At 62.2% G+C, this 25180-nt stretch carries 22 protein-coding genes and 3 pseudogenes; 9 read left to right on the top strand and 16 right to left on the bottom strand.

Going from position 1 to position 25180, the window contains the following annotated elements:
• Position 1 precedes the first annotated feature (1 nt).
• The 5 genes from ACQCST_RS03665 to ACQCST_RS03645 form a co-directional block, all read right to left on the bottom strand.
• Positions 2–1189 (bottom strand): glycoside hydrolase family 15 protein, encoded by a 1188-nt coding sequence (locus tag ACQCST_RS03665; RefSeq protein WP_426997992.1) that lies wholly within the window; start codon positions 1187–1189, stop codon positions 2–4.
• 92 nt (positions 1190–1281) lie between these two features.
• Positions 1282–2532 (bottom strand): ABC transporter substrate-binding protein, encoded by a 1251-nt coding sequence (locus tag ACQCST_RS03660; protein ID WP_426997991.1) that lies wholly within the window; start codon positions 2530–2532, stop codon positions 1282–1284.
• A gap of 41 nt (positions 2533–2573) precedes the next feature.
• Complete coding sequence (locus ACQCST_RS03655) at positions 2574–3389, bottom strand: carbohydrate ABC transporter permease (protein WP_426997990.1); 816 nt, start codon at positions 3387–3389, stop codon at positions 2574–2576.
• Positions 3382–4341 (bottom strand): carbohydrate ABC transporter permease, encoded by a 960-nt coding sequence (locus tag ACQCST_RS03650; protein WP_426997989.1) that lies wholly within the window; start codon positions 4339–4341, stop codon positions 3382–3384. The genes ACQCST_RS03655 and ACQCST_RS03650 overlap by 8 nt, the downstream gene beginning before the upstream one ends.
• On the bottom strand, positions 4338–5552 hold the full coding sequence (locus ACQCST_RS03645) for an ROK family protein (RefSeq protein WP_426997988.1): 1215 nt from the start codon (positions 5550–5552) through the stop codon (positions 4338–4340). Before ACQCST_RS03645 ends, ACQCST_RS03650 begins: the two co-directional genes overlap by 4 nt.
• Positions 5553–6068: 516 nt before the next feature.
• On the opposite strand from ACQCST_RS03645, the pseudogene ACQCST_RS03640 reads away from it, so the two are divergent.
• Positions 6069–6791: pseudogene (locus ACQCST_RS03640) on the top strand (IS30 family transposase); the annotation flags it as partial.
• A gap of 14 nt (positions 6792–6805) precedes the next feature.
• Here the strand turns inward: ACQCST_RS03640 and ACQCST_RS03635 are convergent.
• Positions 6806–8007 (bottom strand): annotated as a pseudogene (locus tag ACQCST_RS03635) (IS110 family transposase).
• Positions 8008–8246: 239 nt separating this feature from the next.
• Between ACQCST_RS03635 and ACQCST_RS03630 the strand changes: the two are divergent.
• Positions 8247–8696, top strand: a pseudogene (locus tag ACQCST_RS03630) (IS30 family transposase); the annotation flags it as partial.
• Between the two features lie 296 nt (positions 8697–8992).
• Here the strand turns inward: ACQCST_RS03630 and ACQCST_RS03625 are convergent.
• Together ACQCST_RS03625 and ACQCST_RS03620 are read right to left on the bottom strand one after the other, a co-directional pair.
• Positions 8993–9862: a hypothetical protein gene (locus ACQCST_RS03625; protein ID WP_426997987.1), complete on the bottom strand. Its 870-nt coding sequence runs from the start codon at positions 9860–9862 to the stop codon at positions 8993–8995.
• Positions 9863–10587: 725 nt separating this feature from the next.
• The gene (locus tag ACQCST_RS03620) at positions 10588–11334 is read right to left on the bottom strand and encodes a hypothetical protein (protein ID WP_426997986.1); all 747 of its coding nucleotides are present in this window, start codon (positions 11332–11334) and stop codon (positions 10588–10590) included.
• Between the two features lie 284 nt (positions 11335–11618).
• Here ACQCST_RS03620 and ACQCST_RS03615 point away from each other — a divergent pair, with 284 nt between their 5' ends.
• From ACQCST_RS03615 to ACQCST_RS03600, 4 genes are all read left to right on the top strand, one after another.
• A complete protein-coding gene (locus ACQCST_RS03615) occupies positions 11619–12038 on the top strand; it encodes a YciI family protein (RefSeq protein WP_426997985.1) in 420 nt (139 codons plus the stop codon).
• Between the two features lie 7 nt (positions 12039–12045).
• Positions 12046–13299 carry an RNA polymerase sigma factor gene (locus ACQCST_RS03610; protein WP_426997984.1) on the top strand — a complete coding sequence of 418 codons (1254 nt, stop codon included), beginning with the start codon at positions 12046–12048 and terminating at the stop codon, positions 13297–13299.
• A gap of 280 nt (positions 13300–13579) precedes the next feature.
• Positions 13580–13912 carry a hypothetical protein gene (locus tag ACQCST_RS03605; RefSeq protein WP_426997983.1) on the top strand — a complete coding sequence of 111 codons (333 nt, stop codon included), beginning with the start codon at positions 13580–13582 and terminating at the stop codon, positions 13910–13912.
• A 114-nt stretch (positions 13913–14026) separates the two neighbouring features.
• Positions 14027–14428 (top strand): hypothetical protein, encoded by a 402-nt coding sequence (locus ACQCST_RS03600; RefSeq protein ID WP_426997982.1) that lies wholly within the window; start codon positions 14027–14029, stop codon positions 14426–14428.
• Between the two features lie 54 nt (positions 14429–14482).
• On the opposite strand, the gene ACQCST_RS03595 is transcribed toward ACQCST_RS03600, so the two are convergent.
• The 5 genes from ACQCST_RS03595 to ACQCST_RS03575 form a co-directional block, all read right to left on the bottom strand.
• Positions 14483–14698 (bottom strand): hypothetical protein, encoded by a 216-nt coding sequence (locus ACQCST_RS03595; protein ID WP_426997981.1) that lies wholly within the window; start codon positions 14696–14698, stop codon positions 14483–14485.
• Positions 14699–14741: 43 nt separating this feature from the next.
• Positions 14742–15353, bottom strand: a complete 612-nt coding sequence (locus tag ACQCST_RS03590) for a hypothetical protein (protein ID WP_426997980.1) — start codon at positions 15351–15353, stop codon at positions 14742–14744.
• A gap of 364 nt (positions 15354–15717) precedes the next feature.
• Positions 15718–16824 carry an IS110 family transposase gene (locus ACQCST_RS03585; RefSeq protein WP_426997979.1) on the bottom strand — a complete coding sequence of 369 codons (1107 nt, stop codon included), beginning with the start codon at positions 16822–16824 and terminating at the stop codon, positions 15718–15720.
• A 777-nt stretch (positions 16825–17601) separates the two neighbouring features.
• A complete protein-coding gene (locus tag ACQCST_RS03580) occupies positions 17602–17751 on the bottom strand; it encodes a hypothetical protein (protein ID WP_426997978.1) in 150 nt (49 codons plus the stop codon).
• A 197-nt stretch (positions 17752–17948) separates the two neighbouring features.
• Complete coding sequence (locus tag ACQCST_RS03575; RefSeq protein ID WP_426997977.1) at positions 17949–18926, bottom strand: DUF4192 family protein; 978 nt, start codon at positions 18924–18926, stop codon at positions 17949–17951.
• 889 nt (positions 18927–19815) lie between these two features.
• Here ACQCST_RS03575 and ACQCST_RS03570 point away from each other — a divergent pair.
• The 3 genes from ACQCST_RS03570 to ACQCST_RS03560 all read left to right on the top strand — a co-directional run bounded on the left by ACQCST_RS03570 (position 19816) and on the right by ACQCST_RS03560 (position 21476).
• Positions 19816–20127 (top strand): hypothetical protein, encoded by a 312-nt coding sequence (locus tag ACQCST_RS03570; RefSeq protein ID WP_426997976.1) that lies wholly within the window; start codon positions 19816–19818, stop codon positions 20125–20127.
• 15 nt (positions 20128–20142) lie between these two features.
• Positions 20143–20535 carry a hypothetical protein gene (locus ACQCST_RS03565; RefSeq protein ID WP_426997975.1) on the top strand — a complete coding sequence of 131 codons (393 nt, stop codon included), beginning with the start codon at positions 20143–20145 and terminating at the stop codon, positions 20533–20535.
• A 590-nt stretch (positions 20536–21125) separates the two neighbouring features.
• Positions 21126–21476 carry a hypothetical protein gene (locus tag ACQCST_RS03560; protein WP_426997974.1) on the top strand — a complete coding sequence of 117 codons (351 nt, stop codon included), beginning with the start codon at positions 21126–21128 and terminating at the stop codon, positions 21474–21476.
• A 140-nt stretch (positions 21477–21616) separates the two neighbouring features.
• Here the strand turns inward: ACQCST_RS03560 and ACQCST_RS03555 are convergent, their stop codons facing one another.
• From ACQCST_RS03555 to ACQCST_RS03545, 3 genes are read right to left on the bottom strand one after another with little or no spacing between them, the layout of a single operon-like run.
• Positions 21617–22156: a DUF6262 family protein gene (locus tag ACQCST_RS03555; protein WP_426997973.1), complete on the bottom strand. Its 540-nt coding sequence runs from the start codon at positions 22154–22156 to the stop codon at positions 21617–21619.
• On the bottom strand, positions 22153–23796 hold the full coding sequence (locus ACQCST_RS03550; RefSeq protein ID WP_426997972.1) for a tyrosine-type recombinase/integrase: 1644 nt from the start codon (positions 23794–23796) through the stop codon (positions 22153–22155). The genes ACQCST_RS03555 and ACQCST_RS03550 overlap by 4 nt, the downstream gene beginning before the upstream one ends.
• 5 nt (positions 23797–23801) lie before the next feature.
• Positions 23802–24941 (bottom strand): tyrosine-type recombinase/integrase, encoded by a 1140-nt coding sequence (locus tag ACQCST_RS03545; protein WP_426997971.1) that lies wholly within the window; start codon positions 24939–24941, stop codon positions 23802–23804.
• Positions 24942–25180: the final 239 nt, after the last annotated feature.

Here is a 25180-nt window from a genome sequence, read left to right as displayed (position 1 = left end):
TTCAAAGTCCTTTGTCGTTCGTCTGGGGGCGGGAGTGCGGCGTGTGGGGGTGTTTGGTGATGCCGAGGGCGGCTGCAAGCCGGATGAACATGGCGTGGCTCCACAGCAGCGGGCTCGCCGACGGGCCCCACCGGTCAATCCAGGGCTGCAGGTGTGCCGCGTCAAGCAGGTGTTCTTCGACTTGCTCGGGAAGATCGTCATTGTCTTCGGCCGTGGAAGCTGCCCACTCAAGAAGCTCGAGGGCCCGTGACCGGTTTCCCGCGGATTCCTGGGCGAGGCCGAGGAAGCAGCTGAGTAACGGCCATTGGCCCCCGCCGTAGTACGTGTCGGTCAGGTACCGGTGGACGCCATTGTTGACTGTGAGCTGGTCTTCAATGGCTGCGATGGTTTCACCACCGATAGGGCTGAGCGGGTCGAGGAAGTTCATGGGTGCAATGAGGGCCAGCAGGCTCGCATCGACGGCTTCGGTTCCGAGCCATTTGGTCAGGTGCCGGGCCCGTACTCCGTCGGTCTCGACCCGGCGGCGGATGCTCGACGTGGCTGTGAGGGCCGCTGATTTCCGTTCGCGATCCAGGTGTTCCATGGCGGCGATGCCGGACAGCCCGGCGGCGATGCATCCGAGGGTGGACACGTGGACGTGTTCCGCAAATTCCTCCCACCAGTCGTAGCATGGCCGTTCCCAGGAACAGGATAGGTAGTCAACGGTGAGGGCGATGGCGTCGGTCCAACGATCCAGTGAACGGCCGTGGCGGGTGTGGTGTTCGGCGAGGGCCCATAGCCACGTCCCGTACCCGTCGAGTTGGAAGTCCCACCAGTCATCGTTGCCTTCGGAGCCGTCGAGCAGGAACCGGGTCGGCATCATGTGCTCATCAGAGGGCGGTCTTCCGGCCCGGCTTTCCTCGACGATGTGCCGGATTCGGTCGGCACGTGAGGTCAGGACGGCGGAGCACCAGTCGAAGAACCGTTCGGCGGATTCAATCTCGCCTGCAGCGGACATCGCGTCAGCGATGTAGGAACCGTCGCGGAACCAGCTGTAGCCGGCGTAGGCGGAAAAGGATGGGCTTGCCGGGTAGGCGCCGCTGGGCGCCTGCTGTTCCAGAATCAGTCTGGTGCTGGCCCGGACAAGCTCGCGGACGGGGGCGTCGCCGGTCTGCGTCGCCGTGGACCCTGACATGGATTTTTCGATCATGTGTTTCTCTTTCAAATGGTGAGCGGGTCGCGGGGCCGGCACTTCCTGGTCGTAGCGCGACCCGCTCTCCTGCCCTCACGGGCTTGGTGGGGCTATTTGAGCAAAGCGTTGATCTGGTCTGCCGCGCCCTTCAGGGCATCGGATGCACTGGAGCGCTTCGCTTCCACTTCGCCGAGTGCGTTGGTGATGATGTCGACCATTTTCTGCTGGTTGTCCCCGATGACCGGGGGAAGGGCGACGTGCTCGAGCGCATCAAAGACGGCCTTGCGGTTGGCGGGCTTGTCCTTGGTGAGATAGGGCTTCAGGACTGATTCGTCGGAGGTGGGTGGAAGCTCCCATCCGGAGCTGATGCGGGTTTGTGCCATAACCTCGGAGCTGGTCATGAATTCTGCCCATTTCTGGGCTGCCGCCTGGTTCTTCGTGTTGGCAGATACCGCGACAGCGTTGGAGAACAGCGCACTTGCTTTCTGGGTGTCTCCCGGTTCTACAACAATGTCCCAGTTTTTCGGCGTGTCCGCGAAGCTGCTTGCTACCCAGATACCGCTGTGGAGCATGCCGAGCTTGCCGTCTTTGAATAGCTTGGTGTCAAAATCCGGGGTGCCTGCACCCTGGGCAGGGGTGGGCATGGTCGTGCCGCTCTTGCCCGCTAGCCATTCGGCCGCTTTGACGCCCTGCGGGGAGTTAAACGCGACGGATTTGCCGTCGTCGTTGAGGAACTTGCCGCCGGTCTGCTCCAGAGCCTTGTAGAACTCATAGAAGCTCACGTTCTGGAAATCCCCATAGACGCCTGCTCCGCTGTCCGTGATTTTCTTGGCTGCGGCGGTCTCATCTGCCCACGTCCAGCTGGCTGTGGGGTACTTAACGCCTGCTTTGTCGAACAGATCCTTGTTGAAGTACAGGACGACGTCCGAGAAGGAGCTGGGCAGTGCGTACTGCTTGCCGTCGGACTGGTACGACTTCAACAAGGATTCCTTGTACTTGGACCCGTCCACTCCATCGAGCGGGGCAACCGCTCCGTTGGCGACGTAGGAGCCCAGGTTGGCGTACTCGATGTCGAAGGTGTCGGCCTGGGTCCCGGCGGAGAGATCGGTCTGTAGGGCGGTGGCGTAGTCCTTGTACGGCAGGGTGGTGACCTGGACGGTGATGTTGGGGTTGGCCTTCTCAAAGGCCTGAACGATTGTGTCCAGGTTCTTCTCGTTGCCTCCATTGGAAGTGAAGTTTGAATACTTGATGGTTACTTTTTCATTGCTTGACGCATCAGACTTTGCTGCCGAACCACAACCGGTCGTGGACAGGATTGCGGCGAGGGCGAGACCCAGCGCAGCCACGGGTTTTTTGTTCATGTGTATCTCCGTTGATAAAAGGGAAAACGGGACGTTCCGGCCTATTTGAGTCCGGTTCCCGCCACTCCCTGGATGATGTATTTCTGGGTAAAGATGTACAGGGCAAGCATTGGCAGGACGCTGACCACGGATCCGGCCATGACGATGTCCCACTGCGTGGTGTACTGCCCCTGGAGACCTGCCAACGCGACCGGAAGTGTCTTCATCGCCGGCGTGCGCAGGATGATCAGCGGCCAGAGGAAGCTGTTCCAGCTGTTCAGGAAGGCGAAGACGGTCAGCGTTGCCAGAGCGGGCCGGACCAGGGGAAGAACGATGAGTCCGAAAATCCGGAAGTGGCCGGCCCCGTCCAGCGTTGCGGCCTGGTCCAGGTCGGTGGGAATCGAGTTCATGGCCTGCCGGAGCAGGAAGACACCGAACGCGCTGGCAACCCCTGGCAAGAGCACCCCGAGGTACGTGTCGATGAGCCCAAGCGTCTTCATTTCCACGAACAGCGGCACAACGAGGACCTGAAGGGGCACCATCATGGTGGCCAGGTAGGCCGCGAATACAACGTTGCGTCCCTTGAAGGGCATGCGAGAAAACACGTACGCGGCCAGGGAACTTGTTGCGAGCTGGAACACGGTGGTCAGGACCGCCAGGACCAGGCTGTTCAGGACAATATGCGCAAACGGCAGCCGTTCGAGTAGCTGGGCATAGGCGGACAGCGACGGGTTCTCCGGGATTAGCTGCGGGGTGGCGGACAAACCGGCCCCGGGACTGATGGAGGTGACGAAGGCCCAGAGGAACGGGAACACCATTACGAGGGCACCGAGGGCGACGAGGATATTCAAAGTGGTCAGATGACGGGGCTTACGCATAGTTCACCCATTTCTTCTGGCCGCGGACCTGGACCAGTGTGATGACCAGAATGAAGAGGAAAAGCAGCCATGACAGGGCTGATGCTTCCCCGGCCCGGCCGTAGCGGAATGTGAGGTCGTAGATCTGTTGGACGACGACTTGGGAGGAATTGTTGGGGCCGCCGCCGGTCATCGCGTAGACCTGGTCGAAGACCTGGAAACCGTTGATCAGCGACAAGACGATGACAAAGAACGTCGACGGGGAGAGCATCGGCAAGGTGATGCTGAATAGCCGCCTCACAGGTCCGGCCCCGTCCACTTTCGCTGCCTCATACAGCTCTTCGGGAACTGCCTGCAGCCCGGCCAGAAGGATCACCATGACAAACCCGACGTCTTTCCAGGCCGAGGCCAGGATGATCGCGGGCATCGACCATGCGGGGTCGGTCCACCAGCCGGGTCCGGCGATCCCGACCAGGCTCAGGAGCCAGTTGACGATCCCGGTGCTGGGGTTCAGCAGCCAGCGCCACACCAGTGCCACAACGATCCAGCTTGTTACCACTGGAAGGAAGTAGAGGCCGCGCAGCAGGCCGCGTGCCTTGATCCGGCTGTTCAGGGCCAGGGCAATGCCGAGGCCGCCGATGTAGACCAACGGCAAGTAGCCGACGATGTAATACACCGTGTGCAGAAATGCACCCTGAGTGCCTGGATCCGTGATGAGCCTGGCGTAATTGTCAGCACCGATCCATTTCATCGGGCCGACGAGGTTCCACTGATGCAGGCTGATCCAGAATGCGGCGATCATGGGAACGATGGTGAAAAACAGCAGTGGCAAGGCGCTCGGCAGGAGGAAGAGGGCAACGGTCAGCGAATACCTCAACCGCGAGGACGCCTTCCGGCGACGAGGGGATGACGTCCTGGTGGGGTCGGTAGCTGCGCCGGGAACAGTGGAGTTGGAGCTTTCAAGAACCGTCATGATGCCGCTGCTTCCGTGGTCGGAGAGGTCAGCCGGGCACGGACCTGTCGCCCCTGCTCACCGGAGCTTTCACCGCTGTAGAAGGGCGTTGAGGCCACCAGCGCCGCTGCACCCCGTGCCCAACTCTCGTCGTCCCACGACTCGACAATCACAGGAATTCCCTGCCGGTCGGAGGTCAGGGAGCTGCGGAAGGACTGCTCGAATCCCGGCTTCCAATGGCTCCAGGCTCTGGTGCCTTCGCCACTGACGATCACGATTTCCGGATCGAGGACCTGGACCAATCCGGCGACTATCCGCCCCAGCGGGTGGCCGGCACCGCGGAATAGGTCCTGGGCCATCGCGTTTCCGCCGTCGGCTTGGGCCTGCAATTCCGCCATATTTGCATCCGGCGGAATAATCCCGGACTGACGTGCGGAGACGACGAGCGCCTCTTCGCCGATCACCGCCTCGATGCAACCATTGTTGCCACATGTACACCGCGGGCCATCCTCGACCGCGGCGATGTGACCGATTTCTCCCGCGCCGCCGCGGCTGCCGCGCACGACGGCTCCGCCGGTAACAAAGCCGGCACCGACACCCTCACCAATCGTCACGACCAGAAAGTCGGGGTGCTCGCGCCCTGGTCCGTAAAGCCGCTCCGCGATGGCGAGGGCGTTTACGTTGTTCTCCACGAGCACTGGCACACCCAGTTCGCGGCTCAGAACCCCTCCCAGAGGAACCTGTCTCCATCCAAGAAGGCCCGAATCGACTACCCCGCTCCCCTGTGAGTCCACGGAACCCGGCACTCCCACACCCACTCCTAGAATGGGTACGCCGCTTCCTGACTTCCGAAACGCCTTCACGAGTTCGACCAACGTGGAAAGAAAAGTGACCGAGGATGCATCAAACGGCCAGCTCTCCGCCCGCATCACTTCCCCGCTCAGCTCGGTCTCGACCAACGCGACATGGTCCTTGGAGAGTTTCATGCCGATCATCCGCCCGGCCGAAGTAACCGGTCCGAGCAACTGAGCGGGACGGCCACCACTGGACGGCGACATCGCCAACTCCCGGATGAGGCCATCCGAGATAAGGTCCCTAACGAGTTGAGTCATGAGAGCCGGCGAGACTCCAAGAGCCCGTGCAAGGTCCGCACGGGACGCGCCGCCGGTGGTGCCCAGATGGGCGAGGATCGCAGAGCGGTTGACGTCAGCGCTTCCACTCGGACGCAACATATAAACTCCTTTGTTTAGAACTAAATAAAGATTAGAACTATGTTGTCCGTCACGTCAAGGAGTGATGCGTCCACTGACCGGGCCGACATGGTTGCGGACTGCTGATGGCGGAGTCGTAGCCGCACCGGCGCATCACAGTCACCAGCCGGGCCCCGCCCGTGGGACCGGCGCCAGTGTGCCGCCGGGCCTGCCGGGCCAGACTTGGTGGACATAGTCAGGAAGCACCTCACACAAAAAACGGGGAGACGCCCGATGGCAGTCTCCCCGTTTTTTGTATGGGTAAGTGTTTTAGGGGTCGCTGCAGAAAACGGACTTTATTGTGTCGTAAGGGAGGGGAGCTCGGTGGTTTTGAGGCACATTTGGAGTCCGTTTTCCGCGCTGAGACTACCCGTTGGGATGTTTGATTATTCGCAGCGCTTGAGGGCGGAGGGGACTGCACAGAATGTCCAAAGCCGTCTGCACAGCCCGCCCGTTGGGGGATCCTTGGGTTCTTGCGGTGATTGCAACACTTAGCGGATGGGTGTTGTCATGGCGAGGTATTCGATTTACGTAAGACCGGATCTTCTGCAGCTGTTTTGGGCTGGGATGCAGGCCGGTGATTTCATCACTGACGCTGTTGTGCCGATCAATACGAGCAGGCGGACTGTGCGCCGGGTCCTGGCCGGGGCCGGGGGTGTCAGGCCACGCCGCGGCCGGGATTTGAAGGGCCGTTGCCTGACTTTCGCCCAGCGTGAAGAGATCGCGGTGCTGCGCGCCCAGGGACACTCGCTGCGCCGGATCGGGGCCGTGGTCGGCAGATCTGCCTCGACTGTGTCCAGGGAGCTTCGGCGCAATTCGGTGGCCGGGTTGCCTTACCGGGCGACGTCGGCTCACGCGCTGGCGTATGAGCGGGCTTCGCGGCCGAAACCGGCGAAACTGCACACGAACACGGTGTTGCGTGCGAAGGTGGAAGAGGACCTGAAAAAGAAGTACTCGCCTGAGCAGATCGCAGGACGCCTGCGGGTTGAGTTTCCCGATGAGCCGGAGATGCGGGTGTCACCTGAGATCATTTACCAGTGCCTTTACGTTCAGTCCCGCGGAGCACTGAACCGTGATCTGGCCGCGTGTTTACGCACCGGACGGGCACTCAGGCAGCCCTGCAGGAAAGCCGGCCAGCGGAAGAACCGGATCCCGGGGATGATCAATATCTCCGAACGTCCCCCCGAGGTTCAGGACCGTGCGGTGCCGGGGCACTGGGAATCTCAATGCTGTTGTCAAGCAGCCTGGACGCAAATGGCGGCGGCCGGCTCCCGGTATTCGGTGTGGTCGCGGAGCATGGCCCAGATGACGTTGATGCGGCGTCGGGCAAGTGCGATAAGCGCCTGTTTGTGGGACTTTCCCTCGCCGCGTTTCCGGTCGTAGTAGGTTCTGGAAGCGGGGCTGTTTTTCAAGCTGGAGAGGGCGGCGAGGTAGCAGGTTCGGAGGAGTCTGCGGTTGAATCGGCGCGGCCGGTGCAGGTTTCCGCTGATCCGGCCGGAATCGCGTGGGACCGGAGCCAACCCGGCGACGCTGGCGAGCCGGTCGACGGAGTCGAATCCGTCCAGGTTACCGCCGATGTTCGCGAGAAAAGTAGCCGCGAGTACGGGCCCGAACCCAGGCATACTCAGCAGAACATCGGCGCTGTCGTGCTGCCTGAACAGGTCCGTGATCTGGGCATCGACGTCTGCGATCTCTGCATCGGTTGAGCTGATCTGATCGGCCAACCGGACGACCAGGGCCGATCCCATGGATTGGGCAGGCAGGACGGTGTGCTGGGCGTTTGCAGCCGCAAGTGCCTTCTCCGCCATCTTTGCACTGTTCCGGCAGCCGCGTTTTCTCAGCCAGCCAGTAAGCCGCGTCAGTCCTATCCGGCGGATGCCCTCGGGGGTCTGATAGCCGCTCAGAAGGGTCAGAGGAGCCTTCTTGGAGTAGTCGAAGGCCCGCTCGAGCGCAGGGAAGTATTCCAACAAGGTGGCCCGGAGCCGGTTGATCGCCCGGACACGGTCGCAAATCAGATCGGTGCGGCGGGCGGTGAGCATACGCAGGTCCACACTGATCTGGTCTGCGCTGCGAACGGGTTGCAGGTCGGTGCGCATGCGGGCCTGGTCAGCGATGATCCTGGCGTCTTTCGCGTCGGTCTTTCCATCCCCCGATAGGTCGCTGCGGCGTGATGCACGATCCGTCCAGGGATATAGAGCAGGTGCTGAGCGTGTGCTGCCAGCAGCTCGATCAGCAGCGCCGCGCCGCCGGCGTTCAGATCAGTAGCCCAGCAGATCTCACCACCGGCCGCGCTCTCCGCGGTTTCGGCGATGAGCTGGAGCAACGCGGTTTCGTCGTTCTCGACCCGTTTTGACAGCAGCACCGTCCCGGATTGGTCGATCACAACGCAATGATGGGCACTCTTGCCCGAGTCGATTCCTGCCCACACGTCCGGCATGTCTTTCGGTCCCTTCGATCAGCTCCAATTTGGTTGGCCCCTGTCGATAACCACGCCGGCACGTCCTTACCCAACGATCAATGTCGTAAGTCTCAATCAGCGGTCGAGTCATCGGCGGGCAGCGGGCGGCCATTCCCAGTGAGCCGTCCAAGCGGCAGGGAGATCTGGGCCATACCCACCACCCGAGGGTGATCGAAACACTACGACAGCTCCGAAGTCACCCACAACAAAATCGTAAGGAAGGCGACCTCATCATCGGCAAGGGGAATCAGTCCGCGATCGGGACGCTGGTCGAGCGGACCACCAATTACACGGTGCTCGTGCACCTGCCGGACGGGTACAAGGCCGAGCAGATGCGGGATGCACTGACCGCGAAGATCAAGACGCTCCCCGAGGCGCTGCGGCATTCACTCACCTGGGACCAAGGCATCGAAATGCAGGACTGGAAAACCGTGAAAGTAGACGCCGGTATCGACATTTACTTCTGCGACCCGCACCCGCCCTGGCAGCGGGGCATCAACGAAAACACGAATGGCCTGCTGCGCCAGTACTTCCCGAAAGGCACGGACCTGAGCATCCACAGCGCCGAAGACCTCGACTGGGTCGCACAGGAACTCAACGACCGGCCACGCAAAAGACTAGAGTTCAGAAAACCGATCGAACTGATCGAAAACCTCCTGTTGCAATGACCGCGTGAATCCGCCGATCCCGCACCGGGCACATTGACAGGGATTCAACCTAAGTTTGTGCAGACTGGGCACTGGCGTTTCGCCGACCCCGTAGCGATGGCATCTCCCTATCCAGCCAGGGCTCTGGGACTTGCAACAGCATAAGAGTCAGACCGCTTCGACGGCCCAGGCTTCGCCATCGGACAACGCCCGGGACCTGGGTGAACGTACAGATCAAAGTCGATCTGACTGATCCGACGGCTGAGATGCCGCAAAGACTGGCAAGAAGTCTGGGACTGGATGTTGCGCAAGAATCGTTAGCGGCGGAGTAGCGCGAGTGCAGCGACGGCGCTGCGGATGGAGTCGGTCGAAAGGGATGAAAGAGGCACGTTCGGGCGTCGGCTCTCAAACCGGCTGATCCGCATATTCGCCGCCAGCACAGTCAGCTCAGGGATGTCCTCCAGTTTCTGGAGGAAGAAATCGAGCGTAGCGGGCTCCGGTAGTTCATCCCCCTGAAGCCGCGGAATCCGGGTGAAGTTTAACTCAACGGATGTGCCCTGGGCCCTGAAGTAGAGGAACGAAACGGTACCCAGCTGCACACCCCGGCTATCCACAATCTTCAGGTTCCCCGCCGGGGCGGCTGCCTTCGACCCAACAAACGGCATGCCCGCGGCAAGTGCTTCAGCTAGGAAAAGGTCAAAAGCCGGGAGGCTGTCCCCGTCGTGTTCTGCGATCCAGGCCCGATAGCTGTCCGCGCCCCACTGCGTAAGGTCACCCCTCCGGGTGGCCGCCGATTTCGTTTCGGCCATTTCCTGCCCGTAAACCTGCGGCATCAGAATTTCCACCTGCCCCTGCCTCAGCCGCGCGTACTCCACAGCGATCACCGACGTCGCCGGCCCTGACATGGTGTTTAGATACTCGATCATTCGCTTCAGTGGGGCATTGATCGCGTCGACGGCAAGAACAATTCGAAATCTTCCCTCTGCCAGGTTGTCCGCCACGGTCGCCCTCAGCGAGAGGCCTTCCTCATCATGGTCGAACAACGACTGGGACGTCCGGGCACGCCAGCGGGCGTTGAAATCCTCAGGATCCATGCCCCACAGTCGTGACGCATAATCGAACATCTGTCCCACCACCTCGCGACGGATCTGAGGATTTGACGCCAGCTTGCACTCAACAAGAGTCACGTCCCCTGTCACGTCAACAACGACAATGTCAGCAGGGCCGACTTCTGACTGGAACTCCCGGCACGTTCTTGCCGCCGAGCTCACCCCGGGAATCAACTCAGGATGCGCTGCAAGGATTTCCTGAAGCTCGGACTCCAACGCATAACCAGCGTCGGTCGGCTCACGCCACGTACCGTCACCCTGACGAATCAAGACCGTTCCCATCCAATGCCCCTCGTCCTAACTCCCGCTCCCCTGACCGGCGTATCAACCTGGAAGCCAGCCGGCCTTCATTACACACCACAACCTCCCCAGGTAATAGAGGCGCCCACTAAATTCGCAATCGGAGCATGCACTCACTCCTGGGCCGAATCACGTCAGTTTGCTGAACGCTGTCAACCACACAGCACGAGCCAGTCCCTGCCCGGAAATCAGAAGGTACAGCGGCCCTGCGGCGTGTTCTCGGTAACGAAGGATTTCAATAACAGAATGAATCGAGAATGGCGGTGCTTGCGGCGAGCTGCAGCACAGCGGCGTTGTGGTTCTCAGCGATAAATGGCGGTCTTTGCGCAGCGCCATTTGTCGCCTCGCGGCCCGCAAGCCGATCCCTCACCGTGCATGGGACTTCGAGTGTCGACGACCGCAGGAGGCCGCGGTGCGGCGAGTTCAGAATGGCGGATTTCCACAGCCCGGTTTGGCGGTGTTGAACTTCCGATCGAGGAACCTTCACAGGATATGTTTCAGGTTTACAGGCCTTCCTGGTGACGGGTGGTTGCCTGTCGGGCCTGTTCCACCGCCGTCGCGCTCATCTCGTCGGAGAGCTTCAGCACGTCGTACATGCCTCCCACGGTCCGGTCGCCACTGTGGGCAGTGACGCGGGTTTCGCCGTCGATTTCATCGATCCGAAAATGGATGCCGGTCGCGGATTTCAAGTATCGGACGGCGTCCTTGTGGAACCAGGCCCCGCCCGTCCATTCCCGTCCGATCTCGACCCATATGTCCTGGCCCACCGTCCTCACCCTCAGCCCGGGCTGGCGGAAGGCCCCGGCCAAGGACTCCACAGCCGTCTCGAGGGGCAACCTGGTGGTCCACTGCTCCTTGTGTTGGAAGCGCTCGGCAATAGTCCTGAACTGCAGCAGAATCCATAACCCAACCATGTTTGGCCACAAAGCGGTCGTCACTAGGGCTTCGGGACCGTCCGTGAATCCCCAGACGATTGCGGCCGTTCCGGCCACGGCGATTGCGGCCAGCGCAATGCGCCGCGCCCGGCCCGGAATCAGCACCAATTCCCCTGCCTTGCCCCGGCCACTGGCAAGATAAATGCCCACCCCCAGCGTGAACACCGCCTGGATGCCATACAAGACACCCAGTGGAATATCGGCCCAACGGTCGTGGCCAGACGCGAAGACCATAAAAACCGACAAGACCGCCAAAGCCATGATGACAAGCCCGGCGCTGATCCGGATCCGTTTGTCCCGCGCCGAAGGCTGCATGACTACATGTCAGCACGGGGCACCGTCCTTGTCCACGGGCTTTGGCAGGAGGGCGCCTCCTCTCCCGTCAGTTGACGGATCGGCTTACGGGCGGTCTGAACGAACACTTCCCATCTCGGATAATACGGTCACAGCCAGTCCGGCTAGCGTTGAGCGTAGGGTGGCGAGCCATGCCGCCCGGGAAGCAAGCAAAAATTCTTCGACTTGTGTCGATCTGGCCTCGCGCCGTTCGACCTGTGGGTGAGAAGGTCGAAGGGCGACCTTCCAAAACCAAGGAGTATGAAATGGCCAAGTACATGTTGATCATGCGGGCAACGGACGAGTCGTCCGCGAACTTCGCGAACATCGACTTCGCGGAGATCATGGAGAGCATGGGCAAGTTCAACGACGAGCTGATCCGCGCCGGCGTCCTGCTGGCGGCCGAGGGCCTGGAGGATCCGAACGAGGGCGTCGTCGTTGACTTCACCGGCGAGACCCCGGTGGTTACAGACGGTCCTTACGGGGAGACGAAGGAACTGTTCGGTGGCTACTACATCCTCGACGTCGCGTCGAAGCAGGAAGCCATCGAGTGGGCCAAGCGGGCGCCGCTCACGGCGGGTAGTAAGACCGAGATCCGCCGCGTGACGACGATCGACGAGTTCCCGCAGGACAACGAGTGGATCCAGAAGGAACGCGCTTGGCGCGAGCAAACCGCGCAGCTCTGAACTGGCGGTGAGCGCCACCGAGGCGCGGGGCGCCGTCGAAGCGGTGTGGCGGATGGAATCCGGCCGCATCGTCGGCGCCCTCGCCCGCTATACCGGAGACTTTCCGCTTGCTGAGGATCTCGCGCAGGAGGCCCTCGCCGAGGCACTCGTCTCCTGGTCCGTCAACGGAGTACCTGCAGAGCCTGTCGGGTGGCTGCTGACTACCGGCCGGCGTCGTGCGATCGACACTTTCAGAAGGCTGGCGGCGCGCGAGGAAAAGTATGCCCTGCTTGCCCGCGATCTCGCGGAGGATATACCAGGGGCCGACGCGCTGTTCGACCCCGATGCGATCGACGACGACGTGCTCGCGTTGATGTTCATCTCCTGCCATCCGGTGTTGTCGAAGGAGGCGCGGATCGCGTTGACGCTGCGGGTGGTCGGCGGACTGGGCAGCGAAGAGATAGCAAAGGCGTTCCTCGTGCCAGTGCCTACGATCCAGGCGCGCATCACACGGGCCAAGAAGACGCTGGCCGCCGGCCGAGTGCCGTTTGCTGTGCCCGAACCGCAGGAGGTGACCGAGCGGCTCGGCTCGGTGCTTCAGGTCGTCTACCTGATCTTTACGGAGGGCTCGTTCGCGTCGGGTGGCGACGAGTGGATTCGCGCGGATCTGGCCAGCGAGGCGCGCCGGCTGGCCCGTGTGCTGGTGCGGCTCGCGCCCGAGCCCGAGGTATTCGGGCTGCTCGCACTGTTGGAACTCACCGCCGCCCGATTTCCGGCCCGACTCGATGCCTCCGGGAGCCCGGTGCTTCTTGAGGACCAGGACCGACGCCTGTGGGACCAGTCAGCGATCCGGCGCGGACGTGCGGCACTGGCACGGGCCGTGGGGGCCGGATCTGGACTGGCCGCGTACGGCCTCCAAGCGTCCATTGCCGAGTGTCACGCAGTGGCGCACTCGGTAGCAGAGACCGACTGGCAGCGAATCGTCATCCTCTACGAAGCCCTCGGACGACTGACACCGTCACCTATCATCGAACTCAACCGCGCGGTCGCTGTCGCGATGGCCTCCGGTCCGGCGGACGGCCTCGCGCTGGTCGACGCGATCGAGTCACGGGACGAACTCGCCGGCTCGCACCTGCTCCCCGCGATCCGCGGCGAGATGCTCACCCGGCTCGGCCGTCGCGACGAGGCACGCTCCGCACTCCTGCAAGCCCTTGAACTGTGCGGGAACGCCGCCGAACGCGCGGCACTCCAGCGCAAACTCGACGGTGTCAGCCGGCCGTAGGGGGCCCGCCGCCGGACCACACTGCCAACGAAGACCTCAACAGTTGTTACCCGAGCTGCTTCACGCGGTCGCCAGTGCCGATGCCAACACAAGCCGGCCCAAACGTAACCGTGTTCTTCGACGGCCTTCCTGCTGAGCGTTGCATAACGGGACCGGCTTACGGGCGGCATTCCGCGCTCCACACGAGTCCGAAAGAACGCTGCCTCGAGACTTGAAGGATACTTAGATACATGTATACTTGTATTCAAGTTATCCAGTATATGAGTAATAAGGAGCATTTGTGCTGCAGATCAAATTGGGCCATAAGCAAGACGTGCAGAACGACCCCCTCGGCCGGAGTTGGGTAGGGGCCGAGCCGAACATGAGTGAATGTGATGCGTGGGAGGCCGGCCGCGGGTGTTGGGTGATGAAGGCAAGCAGGGCCATTGAGGAGGATGAGGTGCGCATCGTTGATCCCGCTGGCACCATCCTTGCCGTAGCAACCATGCGGGGTCTGATCAAGCATGGTAATCGGCTTGAGGTAGTGGGTGACCTTTTGGAAGGCGATCCCCGTGTTGGAAACCAAGTCGAGCTGAGCAAGTCCCAGAACCCTATCTCGTACCACCAGATCTGATCGTAGCCAGGCGACATGGCAAGGGGTGGGCATTCTGCCAGCCCCTTGCCATAATCGGCTTCCTTTTGAGCGAGAGCCCCGCCGTCCGCATGGAGTGCCAGATATGATCCGGGCATGACTGAATTGGATCTCCTCGTGAAGGCCGTCGTTGAGGATCTCGGTGATTCCTCCGGTTGGAGTGCCCCGGTGGAGTTTCGCGACTCTCTTGCGCTTTGCGCCTTGAACTCCGCCTACTCGCTGCGCGGGAGCTCGGCCGCAGCGACGAAAATGCTCGCCCGGTACCGTGCGATTCGCCCAACGGCAGACACCGATAGTGGCATAGACCTGATGAAGGCCATGGATAGCGCAGGTGGCCCCGCAGACTTCGCCCGTGACATCCTGCGCAACGAAAGTAAACTCCCGGGTACAAACCGTTTGCGACCTGATGGTATTTACGAGGGCCTCTCCCGGCTCGCAGACCTGCGTTCGGTCCGCGGTTCACGGCACGACGAGTCTGTTCGATGTAGCCGGCAGTGACGAGCTTGCGGACGGCGCGCTCGATGGTGCTGAGGGACGCCCCGACCTGGCGGCTCACGGTGTCCTGGGCGACCCTGACGCTGCGGTGTCTCCAAAACCGCCCGGCTGCCCCTGGGCTGTCAGCCGGGCGTCAAGTTCTTTCACTGCCCCAATTACGGCGGCGAGAACTGACTCCAGTTCGGTCACCTTCGCCCCAAGCGTCTTATCAGTGGCTTTGTAAACCGCGTCAGCTTTATCGAGAGGCGTGTCCAACTGTTCAGTAATGGTCATGGTCAGAGGCTACACAACAGCACGCACACGCGGCCTTGCAGATTTACAGCTGGAAGCAGCCTGGGTAGGAATCTTTCGTGGTAGAGGATGACCACTTGGCCAGGGTGCCGTCAGGGTTGAACGCCACTTGTGCGTATGAGCAGTCAGACCCCGGTTCGCCGCTCGGGTTGCCCTTCACCGTGGAAGCACACCAGCCCCATGTGGTGTCTACACGTCCACCGATGGCCGCGCAGGAGCTGTCCTGTGTTGCCTTCTTTTTGGCTGCGTCGGCAGCTTCCAATGCAGCAGCAGTGGCTGATGCCTGGGCAGCTTTCTGCCTGGAAAGGTCTGCTGCGGCAGCTGATGCCTGGGCGGCCTCTTGCCTGGAAAGGTTCGCATCACACTGTTGAATCTGCTGATCAGCAATGGCACGGGCCTGCGGAAGATCGACACCGACGTACTTGGACAGCAGGACATCGAGTTGCGGATCGCCGCCATTGTCGCCGGTTGCCAAGTAGTTCAGGACCTTATCCCCCACATCGCAATGCGGATGCAAGGCCTTGACGAGGCCGGCAGCGCCAGCCGCAGCAGGAGTCGCTGTCGGGAGTGCTGTTGCAGTGGACTGTGCGGACGAGGCCGGCTGTGAACATCCGGTCACCATACCCGCGGTGATCATGAGTCCAAGGACAGGCAGAATAAGCCTGCTCGGAAGGGGTGCGCCATGATCAGAGGCTACAGGGCCGCCAAAGCACCCGCCGACCTCCTGGAACAAATGACACAGTTAGCCAAAAAGATCGCCGCACAGAGCAACCAACCCTGCCTGCCTGCCTATGCCAAGCGCCAGCCAGTTGATTCTGGATCACAAGGTCTAGGCTGTCGCTGACCTTTCGAGATCTGCGGGGACTGCTGAAGGTTTTCGACGTGATCCACCGTCAACTCCGCTCCCCGGGACCCTGCCTGTAATGTCCGGTGAAGGATCCTCTACCGGACACCACCTGAACCATAATTCAAACCGAGGCCAGCATGCTCACCCGGTGCTCCTATTCCGCAAGGGTCTGCCCCGGCAACGTGGGGGATGGGGCCTGTGCCGCGGTGGCGTAAAGGGTGTTGAGTTGGCGGTAGAGCGTTCGGGCGATGTACCGCTTAAGTGATCGGCGGATTTCGCGGTAGCTGCGGCCTTCTTCGGTGCGTTTAGTGACGTAGTCCCGTGTTCCGGGGTCATGGACCATCCGGGTCATGGTGATGGTGTGCAACGCTCTGTTCAGGCGCCGATCACCGCCCCGGTTGAGCCTGTGCCGGACAGTGTTACCGCTTGAAGCTGGCAAGGGACTCACCCCTGCCAGTGAGGCGAAGGCAGCTTCGCTTCGAACCCTTCCTGGATGCGACCAAGCTGTCAGGACGGTAGCGACTGTGACAGCCCCGGCGCCCACCATCTCCAACAGCGGTGCCGCGGGGCTTTGCTGGATCAGCTCTGTCATGCGCTTCTGGTTCGCAGTCAGCTGAGTGGTCACTTCGAGAACGCGGCGCGCCAACCGGACTGCTTCCTCGCGCGCGATCGATAGCTCGAGCTGCTCCTGTCGTTCCCGCCATCTGGTGATCGTGGCGATCTGGGCGGGAACCAGGGGTTTACGAGCGTCGATTCCAAGATCGTATGCCCTGAGTAAGGCGATGAGTGCATTGACATTCATCGTTCGTTCCCGGGTCAACTGATCCCGGGATGCGCTCAAGACCCTGAGTCCGGCACGGGTTCCTTCATCCCGGCGCGGGGCTCGAAGCTGGGACTCCTCTAAGGCCAGGACTGCGGTTCCGATGGCGGCGGCGTCCAGCGGGTCGGACTTGCCGATCCCCCGGCGACCGCGGGCGTTCATCCGTGGAGCTTCGGCGACGTCATAGCCGGCGTCGGTTACTGCCCTGGCCAGACGTGCCCCATAAGAGCCGATACCCTCAACGGCCCATAGACAGGCCATATCGCCATCTGACCGCCGGCCTACCCACGCAAGTGCGCGGGAAATCCCTGCCGAGGTGGTCGGGAACTGCTCGCACGCGACCTGTCGCTTGGTACTGGCATCGATGATGGCGTAAGTGTGTGTGCGGGCGTGGCAGTCCACACCGATTACAAATGGGCGGGTCTGCGCAACGATAGTCAACGCGGCCACCCTCCTTCCTTTCGAACGGGCAAGATAAGTCGCATCGCGACCGGCACTGGACCTGGGAGGAGTCACTTCGAGGCAATACTGTGATGAGCCACAACCGCGAGGGGCTGGGCAAGCTTCTAATCAAGCCACCGTCGTGGGACAGGTCAACGCCGGTCGCCCCCACCCAGCGCGGACAAGTCGGGGGAAACGCACCCTCAAGGGGCAATTGTTTTTTCGAGTCACGCGCCAGGCAGAACGACCGGCATCAACACTGCCAGCTAGTCCCAGACCAGCCACTGCAAGACTCACAGTTGTTTTTTGGTTGCTGGCAAGCTCGCTTGCTCGGCGGCCGACGGAGCCCTGTCTACCCGCAGGGCCAGGGTCAGGAAATTCCCCGGCGGAATAAGCGAGGAACGAGCGCGTCGGGGAAATTCCTGGGCCGCAGGCCCCGACGAAGGAGGGGCTAGACGGGGTGGAGCGGACGCCTAGAATCCGGAGGACAGCAACCAAAAAAAGTCGAAGACGTAGACAACAGGGCCGGGACCGGCGGAGCTCTGCGACGCCCGGGCCTGGACCCAACAGGCGGGAGCGGCAGCGGACGGCCATTCTCTGGGTGCAGCGAAGCGGAAACCAGGGCGAGCCCCGCGAGCCTGCACTAGGTCCGGCGCCGGCGCTGCCGGGATCCCGGGCATCTTAAGAGCGGAGAGGCCGGCACCTGGTGGGGTGCCGGCCTCTGCCGTTTTTCCTCTGCAAGGAAATCTAGGGGCGCAGCGCCATCGCTGCAGTGTTTTAGATGTTACCGGATTCCCGTTCCCAGGAGATATTGACCGGCCCGGTGGATTCGCCGGCTGTGAGCAGCAGCAGCTCGGCTACTTCCTCGGCGGGGCTGGTGTCGGGGGCCGGCTGGTCGGCTTCGGTCCGAATGTATCCGGTGGCCATTATTGCGTGCTCCCCTGGTCGTGGCGGTGGTTCCACCTTTCACTGTAGCCAGGGTTTCTGCACATTGGCTGGGCGACTGGCCGCGCCCGCGCGAGCGTGAAATGGCGGCCGGCGGAGCGCCAGCGGGGGAGGCCGCCCCGCCACCGGCAAAAGGGGCCGGACCGGAAAAGCGATCCGATCCGGCCCCTTGCTCTGGCCTAGATGATGTTGCGGCGGTAGGAAGTTGCGGAGTCGCGGGCTACCTCTGCGATGTATCCGCGGCCGATCAGTTCGCGGAGCAGGACGGCCAGCCGGAAGCCTTCGACGTCGGAAGCGGCGAGCTTCAGGTACCGGTCAGCTTGGGTGCCTTGGCCTTTGAGCCATTCCAGCCAGCCCATCAGGGTCAGCATCGGTGCGCGCTGTCCCGGAGGTACGGCCTTCATCAGCTCGAACGCGAGGGATTCAGCCCGGTCCACGCGTTCCCAGTCAGGTCGGCCGTCGAACTTGCCCAGCATCACGTCCCCAAAGTTGCCGTTCTGGGTGGTGATGGTTTCGCAGAACAGGTAGTCACGGATCATCTTGTGCTGGAACGCACCCGCCAGCCCCCGCACGGTTTTCGCGTCGGGTACTTCCGGGTCCTCCAATGCTGCGGCCCATGCGGTGCAGGCGGCGGCGCGGTCTTCCTCGGACCCTGCCGGGGCCTGAACGCTCAGCGCCCAGGTTCCCAACAGAGCCGGGTTGTAAACGTCCACGTTCCGGGCGCTGCCGTTGTAAACCAGTGTGGCATTCGCGTTGCTGTCCCGGATCTCATCGAGTGAGTTGTGAACGTCCGTCCCGAACTCGGTCCAGTAGGTGGAGGTCACCAGCCAGACATTACGCACGGGCATCCGGGCCGTGGCCAGCTCGTTCACCAGCGCCGCCACATGGGCGGCGTAGGGGTAGCCATCAAGATCCTCGTCGCTGTAAACCACGACATAGGACCCGGTGGCCTCATCGTCATTGGCCGCGTAGCTGGTCATCGTCTGCGCGTAGTCCATCGGCTCAATGTGAGCCGGTGCGTCAACGCGGACGGTTGCACCGAGGGCACCGCCCTGGGCCGTGAGGATCACGAAGGACTCCGTGGGAATCCTGCCCAGCAGATGGGCGATGGTGGCCAGCAGGTCAGCGGGGCCGGAAAGGTTGAGCTTTTCAGTCATGGTTGTTTGTCCTTTGCAGAGGATTCGGTGGGTGGGGCGGCCTAGGCGACCGGCCAGCTTCCCCCTCCCCCCGTTGTTTTTTGGTTGCTGGCAAGCTCGCTTGCTCGGCGGCCGACGGAGCCCTGTCTACCCGCAGGGCCAGGGGCAGGAAATTCCCCGGCGGAATAAGCGAGGAACGAGCGCGTCGGGGAAATTCCTGGGCCGCAGGCCCCGACGTAGGAGGGGCTAGACGGGGTGGAGCGGACGCCTAGAATCCGAAGGACAGCAACCAAAAAACGTCGAAGACGTAGACAACAGGGCCGGGACCGGCGGAGCTCTGCGACGCCCGGGCCCGGACCCAACAGGCGGGAGCGGTAGCGGACGGCCATTCTCTGGGTGCAGCGAAGCGGAAACCAGGGCGAGCCCCGCGAGCCTGCACCAACACTCCCGGGCCCGGCCCGGGAGTGAGTACATTAGTCGCGCTGCAGCTGGTGCATCCCGGATTGTCAGACCCTGGCCCCACACTGAAACAGCGGTATGATTCGAATATGCATTCTACTGTAACGGGTGTCGGTAGTAGATAAGTTCTAAAGGTGTGGTATGGACCGTGACCAGCTCAAACGGCTCCAGGCGCGGTATGCCCGGCGTGCGCGGCCCATAGGACTGACAACTGAGGAACTGGACTTCGAGAACATGCCCTCCAAAACGGACGTGCACGGGATCCCGGTGCGGGCCTGGATCCGGTTTCAGGACTGCTCCGAGCTCGTGGACGGACTAGCCCATTCCTGGACCGCGAAAGCGGTGCAGGTCTCATGGCAGGACGGCCCGCTGCTGCGTTCGACATGGGTATGGGCCTCGGCGGTGACACGAAAATCAGCAGTGAACAGAACTTTGGGAGAGCGAACGAAGCGTGACAGCAGTACAGAGTGAGGCCGAACCGGCGGCCGCGGTGGACGTTCGATTCACCCTGGCCGGGGAACCCCTCGCGATCCGTTTTAACGGGAACGTGTGGGCGGTAGCCGCGGATCCCGTGCGCTGGTTCGAGCGCGAGCCCTGGTGGGAGACCCAGCCAAGGGTGCCCGTCGGCGCGGCCGTCGTGGACGTGGCCGTGTGGCGGGTCCAGGTTCGCATCAACAGTGCATCGCCGCTGCGGACCATGGAGATACGCCGCCGGCCCACGACAGAACAATGGATCCTGGCCTCGATCGATGACGCCGCATAGGCGCCGGGACACCTGGTGAGCCACGGACCGATCCCGCCGGCCGTGTGGGAGGAAATTCGGAACGAATTCACCCTCCCCACACAGGACCAGGTAAGGGCCAAGCTCGGGACCCTCGTCGCGGATCCCGAACCGCTCATGCGCCAGCTCGTGCGCGTCTTCGTCGGAGACGAAACGCTCTGCCCGGGATACCAATTCACCGACGACATGCAGCTGCACCCGACCGTGGCAGCCCTGTTCGCCGGGGCAATGGAACTGCGAATAGCGCACAACTACTTCGGCGCCTGGATGATCACACCCAGCCCGGACCTGGACGGCCGGCGTCCGGTGGACCTGCTCCACGGCCCCACTCCCCCACTGCTGCATGCGCTGGAGAGATTCGGCCACCACAAAGAAGGACAGGTGTACTGAACACAGTGCCCCGGTGGCCGGTCAGCACACCGATGGTCAGTTCAGGGATGTCCGGGGCGACGAAACCATAGCCGGCGTCTTCGCCAGCGAAGATACGGCACCAGGCAGCGCCGACAGGTGTTCCGTCTGCTGTCTCGGTCACAACGCCGAAATCTCCAGACCGGGGCCATCCTTCGAGATAATGCGAGAGTTCGGGCGTATTCATGAACTGCTCGAAGGTGAAGTGGGCTTCTCCACTCCAATTCATCGCTTCTAAGCCCGCAGCCGTAAGTGTGTTCAGGTCCTCGGCGGTTGCTTCGCGGATGATCACGGCCCCATTGCCAATGATCATGATCATCAGGCTAACGCCAAAGCTCACGGTCAGCTTCCTTCAGGTCCTCGCGCCGTCCATCTGTCCCACTTCCAAGGTTCTCTCAGGGTCCGCCGCGGCTTCGGTCGGGACCGATCCCGGTTTGCGCAGGTCAGGTGCCTTTGGCATGCCTCCGAGCGTGTGCCACATGTGTTGGCCAAGCGGTTACCCCGTGGCGTTGACCGGTTGCCACCGCTTCAAGCCCTTCCAAGTCAGCGGTAGGTTCTATAGCCTCAAGGCCATGAACACGGTCCCGGAGGCTGGCGAACCCATGGAACCGTTCCGTGTCGTCATCGGCTTCAACAATCAGGAACTCTCGGCTACGTGGCCTTTTATCGAGCTCGTAGCAACGCCGGAACGATTGGAGTTCCGTGCCCGTTTGGGGTTCGGCCGGTTTATGGGACCATGGCGCGTCGAGCGGTCCGAGGTCACCAAGATCTTCAGGGCTCCGGGTTTGATGATGGGCGATTGCATCGCAGTCCGAGGCAAGCATTACCTCGACTGGACGATCTATGCGTTTAGCCTGGAGCCGATACTCCTCACGCTCGAGGAACTCGGCTATCCCGTGGATTGGATTCACCGCACGCCGTGAACCTGGGCACTTCTGGAGTCGCTTTAGTTTGAAGGGTTTCCCGGGGTTCGGCACAACTTCGGCTTGGAACCGACCTCTATGCGAGTCGACGCTTGTTTGGACGTCGTCCAAGCGTGGGGCCACTTGTGCGGGTCTGGTGCTTAGTCACGTGGGGTTGCCCGGTTGAGGTGGGTCATGAGATCGCGGTTCGCAGCCCGCGCGGCTTCGAGTTCGTCGTTGCGTTCTGCGAGTTGCCGGCGTTGTTCAGCGGCGTGTTGTTCGAGTTCGGTGACCCGGCGCTGCAGGCGGTCGATATCGTCGGGGCCGCCGAGGCCGGATTCCCGCCAGATCTGTTCGCCGAGACGTTCGGACAGACGCTGGCGAAGTTGGGTATTCTCCCGAGACAGACGGGTGATGCGGTCATGTGCGTTGGCCAGGTCGGCGATGAGGGAAGCGCGGCTGACAGCTGGTCCTCCGGTCTTGGTGCGGGTCGGTTCGGCGGCTTTGGCCAGGACGGCCGAGTGCAGGTCGCGGTGGCGATAGAGGAAGCTGCGGTCTACCTTGGCTCGGCGGGCGATAGCGGAGACGCTGATTTCGCTACCCTGATGGGCCGCTTGTTCGAGGGCGGCGATGACGCGTTGTCGGCATCTTGTGCTGTGGGCTTGCCTGGCTGCGGCGATCCCGGTGGTGTTGGTGTTCACGGCTTTTCAAGTCCCGCTCTGAGATCGGCTTGCCGCTTGATGGAGGGCATGCCGAGGTTGGTTATCTGCCGGGTGCGCCGGACCGCCGAGACAGCGGCGGCGATGTCGGCTTGTTCGGCGGGGTTGAGTTGGTCGAGGTGTTCTTCGACCTTATGCACGAGTTCCTTCATCCGGCGGATCTCTTCCTCTGACGGTAACGCTTCCGTTCTGGCCCAGTCTTCGAGATTGGTTGTGGCCAGCACGCGTTCGCGGTCACGAAGCAGGTCATGAAGGTATGCCTTTAGCTCGGGCAGATGCGAGGGATCGGTGTGGAAATGATCGCATCCGACACAGCGAAACCGGAACGGGCATGCGCCGCCCCCTGCTTGGACGTTGGTCGGCTCCTGGCAGGTGCCGTAGGGCACCGAAACGTGGCCGAGGATGTGGCGGGCGTGCTCGTCGTCCAGTAATGCCTGGGTATCTCGCCAGAGGTGGTTGCCGTGACGGTCGAATTGGTGGTTGGCCAGTCGGTCGACGGCGGCACGGCGGCGTTTCTCGCCGATCTGGTAGTAGGCCTGAGTCGAACTTAGCAACTCATGGCCCATTAGTTCTGCGAGTACGTCGAGCGGGACGCCGGCGTCGGCGTGCCGTTGGGCGTAGGTGTGTCGGTAGGAGTACGGCGTAATCGTGGTCAGGTCGAAAATGCTGCCGTCCGAGCGTAGGAGAGGACTCGGCAGCGCAGTGAGCCAGCGGCGGTGGGTTCGGCCGATCTTGTGTCGCCCCATCGGATGTTTGCCGTTCGGCTCCGGGTCGTCTGAGGGCAGCAGGAGCAGGGCTGATGGCTTGATGTCGGGGAAGCGGTTCTGGGTGTCTCGCTGCTGGGCGCTGATTAGTTCTGCGGTCGCCTTGGTGATTGGGAGCCGCCGGCCCGGTCTGTTGTTCTTGAGGTCGTCATAGACGAGCACATATTTGTCGTCATGGTCGCGGCCCAGGCAGTCCCAGGACAGGTTCAGGATCTCGTTTGGGCGGCGGCCGGTGTCGATGAGCAACTCGATCGCGGTGGCCAGCACTTTCGGGGCGCGCGTGCGCAGCAGAGGAAGGGCGTCGCAGAGCTGGGCGAGGATTTCGGGTGGCAGCGCCCGGCTTGGAGGTTGCAGGTCGGGGCGGCGGGGAATGTCTTCGCGGCGCAGCGCAAAGTCGTCAGGGAGACCGCTGAGCGGGCCTCCGGACCGTGTAAGGCCGAGTAGCCGCATTTGACGCAGTGCATGATGAGCCTTTCGGCAGCTCAGGGCCCGGGACAACTCGCTGATCCTGTCGCAGTGTTCCAGGTAGGCGAGGCGCTGCAGGAACATCTCGATGTCGTGGCGGCCGAGTTCGCGAATGACAAGTCCCCGGTCAGTTCGATGGATGCGCAGGCTCTCTGAGAGCCCGGCTATTGCTGCGACATGAGCTCTCAGCGCTGTGGTGACTTCTTCGCCCCGACGACGTATCAGGTCGTGGAGTGCCCACCTTTTCATGCCTTCGCGTAACCAGGGCTGGCTAATGGCCGTGAAGTCCAACCGTCCGCTGTGGCCAAAGCGGTTCATCGCCCAGGTGTCCTTGGTTTGTTCTGCCTCCAGCTGGGCTTCGCGGGTGGATGTGACCATGGCATGGGCTGGCATTGTGTTCACCTTGACGCTGGCGTGGAGTGGTGGGCTACTCGCTCGACCGCATCACGTAGCCGCTGCGGTGCCGGATGGAGATACACCTGGCTTGAGCTGATTGAGGCGTGTCCGAGGAGTTCCTGGACTTCATCGATGCTTCCGCCGGCATCCAGGACGTTGCTGGCAAACCCGTGACGCAGCGCGTGCGGGTGCACGGCCGGGTTCAGTTCTGCACGGTGTGAGGCCGCAGCCAGCAGTTCGTTGACTGCAGCTGGCGTCATCGGCGCACCGATGGGTGCCCGGAACAGGTTCACGAACACGAAATCGCTCTCCCGTGCCGCGTCATTCCTAGCCCTCTCGGTGAAGTACTGATCGTGCGCCTGCACGACCAGTGAATCCACCGGAACGATACGGGAGTGACGCGATTTCGCCCACGCACCGTTGATGTTTTGCCTGCGTACTACATGCAGATGAGCTCCCGGAAAGGTGCAACCCAGGGAGGACGAATCGAGGAGAAAGTGGACGTCCTCACGCCGCAAACCAACCAGTTCGCCCCGACGCAACCCTGCCCGCGCGAGCAGAATCACCAGCAGCCGGTCACGGGCCGAGAGACACGCTCTCAGCAGGGCCAGGAAATCGTCATCGCTTGCACGGTCAGGGCGACGGTTAATGGCTGGAACCCGGTGCCGGGCCTTCAGCCGCAGTCTCCAGACGCCGTCCTCACCGCGCGCCTCGGCTGGCAGATCCTGGCTATTGGCCAGCTCATAGAGATGAGCAAGTACCGCTCTAGGCGCATCGTCGTGGTCCACCGCGAAGGTAAGGAAGCCCCTCACCCCTGCGAGCACGCAGTTGATCCGCCGAGGTCCGCGGACCGTAGTCGTTGCCGAACCGCGCGTTGTCCCTGGTAGCGAACAGTGACGGAGCCACAACACGAAGGCCGGCATCCTCCCCGCAGCTGCCCGCCAGTCTTGTCCAGTGGCCGCGCACCACGCCAAGTAGAGCGCAATCGCGCCCGCGTACGTCTTTGTCGTCGACTCAGCAGCATCACGCCCGAACCGCAGGTGCCGCAGATAAGCATCGGCCTCGGACATGACCAGCAGGTCATCGCCGATCACTGTCCAGTACCGCGTTCCGGAAGGCATTTTGACTGGAAAAGTTCGCATCGTCATCTCCCGCGTCAATCATGGACCCCGCAACAGGCCACCACCTGACCGACACACTGAGAGAACCGCAGTCCACGAGCCAGCGACCCAAGCTTGTGCCACAGTCCACAACAGGCAGCAGGACCCTGAGAGAACCTAGGAAGTGGAACGCCCTGGGGAGGTCATTTAAAAATTTTCGACACGCCACGAAAATTCGTTCCACAACTATGTTCACTTCGGTGTCCCGTGCCGAGCGTGCA

This window comes from Pseudarthrobacter sp. N5 (assembly GCF_050157035.1).
Taxonomy (GTDB): Bacteria; Actinomycetota; Actinomycetes; order Actinomycetales; family Micrococcaceae; genus Arthrobacter.
The sequence above is the reverse complement of the archived record's forward strand: the minus strand, read 5'-3'. Positions and strand labels throughout refer to the sequence as shown.